Genomic DNA, 4,677 nt, shown 5'->3' on the forward strand with positions numbered 1-4,677 from the left:
GCTTCGGCATCCTGCACCTTTTGGCCTCGATCCTGGTGATGATCGCCCTGTTCAGCATCAACATTCGGATCATGGGCCGGCCGAACGCGGCGCTGCTGGGGCAGACCACCCTGTTCTCGCCGTTCGAGGGCCTGTCCTTCCTGCCCTTCGACCAGGCGCGCATCCTGGTCGAGCTGCTGGTCGTCGCCCTCGTCACCTTCCTGCTCGCCCGCTATCTAAACTCCGATCAGGGTCTGGCCCTACGCGCCACGGGCGCCAACCCACGCATGGCCAAGGCCCAGGGCATCGACACCGCACGCCAGACCCTGAGCGGAATGGCGCTGTCCAACGGGATCGTGGCGCTGGCCGGCGCCCTGTTCGCCCAGGCCAACGGCTTTGCCGACGTCACCATGGGGCTCGGCACCATCGTCGTGGGCCTGGCCGCGGTGATCGTGGGCGAGACGCTGTTCCGGCTGAAAGGCATCCTCGGCGCCCTGATCGCCTGCCTCTTGGGCTCGCTGCTCTACCGCCTGGTGATCGCGTTCGCGCTGGACGTGAACATGCTGGGCATCGAGGCCTCCGACCTGAACCTCGTCACCGCCGTGCTGGTGGGCTTCGCCTTGCTGGCGCCCAAGCTGCGCGCCCGGATGCGGAAGGCCGCCCGATGATCCAGGTCGAGGGCATCGAGCTCACCTTCGGCGCTGGCACGCCGCTCGAGACCAGGGCGCTGCGCGGCATCTCGCTGTCGATCGAGGAGGGCCAGTTCGTCACCGTGATCGGCAGCAACGGGGCGGGCAAGAGCACGCTGCTGAACGTGCTGGCTGGCGACGTCGCCCCGGACGAGGGCCGCATCGTCATCGACGGCCGCGACGTCACCCGCCTGCCCGCCTACCGCCGGGCCGAGCTGGTCGCACGCGTCTTCCAGGACCCCAAGGCCGGCACCTGCGAGGCGCTGACCATCGAGGAGAACATGGCGCTGGGCATCGCGCGCGGCTCGGTCCGCCGGCTGAAGCCAGCCCTTGACCCTGGCCGGCGCAGCCGGTTCCGCGACTCGCTGGCCGAGCTGGGCCTGGGGCTGGAGAACCGCCTGTCCGACCCGGTGGGCCTCCTGTCCGGCGGGCAGCGCCAGGCGGTGAGCCTGCTCATGGCGGCCCTGGCGCCAATGAAGATTCTGCTCCTGGACGAGCACACTGCCGCGCTCGACCCGCGTACCGCCGAGCTGGTCCTGGACCTCACCCAGAAGATCATCGACCGGCACAGGCTGACAGCACTGATGGTCACCCACTCAATGCGCCAGGCCCTGGACCATGGCAGCCGGACGCTCATGCTCCACGAGGGCAAGGTCGCCTTCGACGTGGCGGGCGAGGCCCGCGCCGGCCTGGACGTGCCCGACCTTCTGGCCCTGTTCCGCCGCCGCCAGGGCGGCGAGCTCGACGACGACGCCCTCCTGACGGGATGAACGACTTGCTGGACCTGCGCAGCGACAACACCGCCCCGGTGGCACCCGAGGTCATGGCAGCACTGGCCGAGGCCAATGCCGGCACCGACGCCGCCTATGGCGCCGATTCCTGGTCGGGTCGGCTGAAGGCCGAGCTGGCGCGGGTGTTCGAGACCGACGACTTCGACCTGGTGATGGCGATCACCGGCACCGGCGCCAACTCCCTGGCTTTATCGCTGCTCTGCCCGTCCTGGGGTGCCATCGTCTGCCATCCGCTGGCCCATGTCGTGCAGGACGAATGCAACGCGCCCTTGATGTTCACCGGCGGGGCGAGCTGGCTGACCGTGGGCGACCCCATGGGCCGCCTGTTGCCCGACGAGGTGGCAAGGCTCCTGGAGCCCTATCATTTCGGCTCGATGCACTCCGCCCAGCCCAAGGTGCTGCTCCTGGCCCAAGCGTCCGAGCGCGGCTTGGTCTGGTCGGTGGAGGAGACCCGCGCGTTCGCGGCGGTGGCCGGTCGCCACGGGCTGCACCTGATGCTGGACGGCGCGCGCTTCGCCAATGCGTTGGCTCGCACCGGCGCCAGCCCGGCCGAGCTGTCCTGGCGGGCCGGGGTCGACGCCCTGGTGCTGGGCATGACCAAGAATGGCGGGATGGCGGCCGAGCTGATCCTCCTGTTCGGCAAGGCCCGCACCAAGGCCGCTCCCTTCCTGCGCAAGCGCAGCGGCCAGGTCATGAGCAAGGGTCGCTATCTGGCCGCCCAGGCGATCGGCGCCCTGGCGCAGGACAAGTGGCTGGAGCGCGCTGCCCATGCCAACGCCATGGCGGAGCGCCTGGCCCATGGCTTGGTCCAAAAGGGTGCGGAGCTGGCCTTCCCGGTCGAGGCCAACCTGATCTTCGCTGCCCTGCCCCCGGCGCTTCAGGCGAAGCTGGCGCAGCACGCCCAGTTCTTCCCCGGCTACGAGCGGGGCAGCAGCCGGCTGGTGACCTCCTGGGCGACCCGTCCGGAGGAAATCGACCAGCTCCTCCAGTCGGTCGCATGAACGAACGGCGCCCCAGCCGCCGCCAGGCCGAGCAGGCGGTCGCCACCCTGCTGCGCTGGATCGGCGAGAACCCGGCGCGTCCGGGGCTCGGCGCCACGCCCGGGCTGGTCGTGGATGCCTGGCTGGAGCACGGCCGAGGCTACCGCACCACGCCCGAAGCGGCCCTCGGCCAGATCCTGGAAGGTGCCGGCCCGACCGAAGGCATGGTGCTCCTGCGCGACATCCGCTTCGAGAGCCATTGCGAGCATCACCTGGCCCCCTTCGTGGGCTTGGTGCACGTCGCCTATCTGCCGGACCGGCGGGTCGCCGGGATCGGCGGGATCGCCCGGCTGGTCGACTGCTTCGCCAAGCGCCTGCAGATTCAGGAGCGCCTGACCGGCCAGATTGCCATGAGCCTGAACGAGCTGCTCCAGCCGAAAGGCGTGGCGGTGGCGATCGAGGCCACCCATCACTGCCTGACCACGCGCGGCGCGCACAAGCCCGGCACCAAATTCGTCACCACCCGCCTGCTCGGCGCCTTTCGCGACGATCCGGACCTGCGCCGGGATTTCTCCACCCTGAGCACTCGTCCGGACGGTATCTGATCTGTATCCGCCGAGCCGACGCCCGCTCCGAGATCAGGGCGTCCGCTCGGCGAAGGTCAGCTCGGTCCGATCGCCAGTGAGGTGCAGTTCCCTACCCTCGATCCGGTAGCCGTCGACCCTGGCGAGCGCCTCTAGGAACTCCTGCTCGGTCGGCCTGCCCTCGTCCGTGCAGGCCATCTTGGTGCTGACGATCTGGCCGATGTCCAGCGTGCTCTCGTCGCCCACCAACCCGTAGCTGCCGCTGATCCGGTTGCAGCCACCCGAGCCGTGAAAGCGGCCCTCGCCCTCGTCGAACACCAGATGCGGCACGTTCGCGGTGCCGGTCACTGCCTGGCCGTTCAGCGCGCCGAGCCACCAGATGCGGCCTGCCAGCCCGATAGCTGCGGTGCTGCCGTTGGCCCGTTGCAGCAGGAGATCGGCGCGATCGGGGCTGCCCTGGGTCAGGACCGGGACGCCTTCGGCGGTGGCGAGCAGCGGCTGGTCGCCGACGGTGATCGTGGCGCGCACCGCATAGCGGCGGTCCGGGTCGATTCGCTTCGGGTCGTAGGGAATGGCGAAGTCGATCGGCGGCTGGCCGGCCGGGGTGACCTCCTGGGCGCCGACCACGGTGGGGGCGTCCGGCTGGGAGACGTCCTCCAGATAGACGTCGAAGACGGCGTCCTCCGGCAGCGCCATCTGCTCCCGGTACTGGCACTCCCCTGGAGCTCCAGGCGGCCGGCACGGGATGCAGTTCGACGGGTGCCAGGGTGGACGACGCCTTCCTGCCCACCATGCCCTTATGGGAGATCGCGGCTCGGGCGAGCCTCTTCTATCTGGCACTGTGTTTCTCGCCCGGATCGTGCCGAAGCGGCGCGTCAGCAGCATTTCGCCGAACGACATCCTGTCCCTGATCGTCATCGGCGGCCTGAGTGCCGACGCCATCGCCAGCGGATCGACCTCGATGATCGACATCCTCCTGATGATCGGGATCATCGTCGCCTGGGGCTACCTGCTCGACACGCTCGAATATCGCTTCGCCTTCGTCCGGCGCCTCATGGCAGCCGGCTCACAGCCACAGGAGCAGGGCGATCAGCAGCGAATTGGCGATGTCGATGACGAAGCCGCAGACCAGCGGGACGATGATGAAGGCGCGGTGGGCGGCGCCGTGCTGCTGGGTGATCGCCGTATGTATGTTGGCGATCGCGGCGGCGGTCGAGCCTAGCGAGAGCCCGCCGAACCCGGCGCCGATCACTGCAGCCTCGTAGTCGCGGCCCATCGCCGGGAACACCACGAACAAGGTGTAGAGGACCGCCACGCCCACCTGCAGGGCCAGCACGACCGCGACGAAGCCGAACGCGGCCTGCAGCTCCCAGAGCTGCAGGCCCATCAGTGCCATGGTCAGGAACAGGCCGAGCGACACGTCGGAGATCAGGGCAGTCCCTGCGCCTCGCCCGGCCAGGTCCGCCTGGTCCAGCGCCAGGGCAGGAGCGGGCGGAGGTTGCGGATGAGCAGGCCGGCGACCAGGCAGCTCACGAAGGTCGGCAGGTTGAGCCCTGCCCGGGTTAGCAGCCCATCCAGGCCCTAGCCGATCAGCAGCGCGATGTTGAGCAGATAGAGGCCCTGCAGCACGCTGAAGTAGTCGAAACCCTCCTGC

At 69.4% G+C, this 4,677-nt stretch carries 6 protein-coding genes; 4 read left to right on the top strand and 2 right to left on the bottom strand.

Annotated features, from left to right (window positions below; translation table 11 throughout):
- The 4 genes from EQG76_RS03845 to folE form a co-directional block, all read left to right on the top strand.
- On the top strand, nucleotides 1–647 hold a 647-nt coding region (locus EQG76_RS03845), incomplete at its 5' end, for an ABC transporter permease (protein WP_159710763.1).
- Nucleotides 644–1,438, top strand: coding sequence for an ABC transporter ATP-binding protein (locus EQG76_RS03850; protein WP_159710765.1), 795 nt, complete (start codon nucleotides 644–646; stop codon nucleotides 1,436–1,438). The genes EQG76_RS03845 and EQG76_RS03850, both read left to right, overlap by 4 nt.
- 5 nt (nucleotides 1,439–1,443) lie before the next feature.
- Nucleotides 1,444–2,460 (top strand): threonine aldolase family protein, encoded by a 1,017-nt coding sequence (locus tag EQG76_RS03855; RefSeq protein WP_159710767.1) that lies wholly within the window; start codon nucleotides 1,444–1,446, stop codon nucleotides 2,458–2,460.
- Complete coding sequence (gene folE, locus EQG76_RS03860; protein ID WP_159710769.1) at nucleotides 2,457–3,044, top strand: GTP cyclohydrolase I; 588 nt, start codon at nucleotides 2,457–2,459, stop codon at nucleotides 3,042–3,044. The genes EQG76_RS03855 and folE overlap by 4 nt, the downstream gene beginning before the upstream one ends.
- Nucleotides 3,045–3,077: 33 nt before the next feature.
- Here folE and EQG76_RS03865 read toward each other — a convergent pair whose 3' ends face one another.
- Together EQG76_RS03865 and EQG76_RS31550 are read right to left on the bottom strand one after the other, a co-directional pair.
- Nucleotides 3,078–4,016, bottom strand: coding sequence for a YbaY family lipoprotein (locus EQG76_RS03865; RefSeq protein WP_321573432.1), 939 nt, complete (start codon nucleotides 4,014–4,016; stop codon nucleotides 3,078–3,080).
- Between the two features lie 73 nt (nucleotides 4,017–4,089).
- Complete coding sequence (locus EQG76_RS31550; RefSeq protein ID WP_200840534.1) at nucleotides 4,090–4,443, bottom strand: sodium/glutamate symporter; 354 nt, start codon at nucleotides 4,441–4,443, stop codon at nucleotides 4,090–4,092.
- Between the last annotated feature and the right edge of the window lie 234 nt (nucleotides 4,444–4,677).

It is taken from the genome of Geminicoccus flavidas (assembly GCF_009806515.1).
Classification (GTDB): Bacteria; Pseudomonadota; Alphaproteobacteria; order Geminicoccales; family Geminicoccaceae; genus Geminicoccus; species Geminicoccus flavidus.

What these genes read in the sequence shown, in the direction of transcription:
- EQG76_RS03865 (WP_321573432.1), bottom strand. Translation starts at nt 4,016, where the DNA reads ATGATCCCGATCATCAGGAGGATGTCGATCATCGAGGTCGATCCGCTG.
- EQG76_RS03850 (WP_159710765.1), top strand. Translation starts at nt 644, where the DNA reads ATGATCCAGGTCGAGGGCATCGAGCTCACCTTCGGCGCTGGCACGCCG.
- folE (WP_159710769.1), top strand. Translation starts at nt 2,457, where the DNA reads ATGAACGAACGGCGCCCCAGCCGCCGCCAGGCCGAGCAGGCGGTCGCC.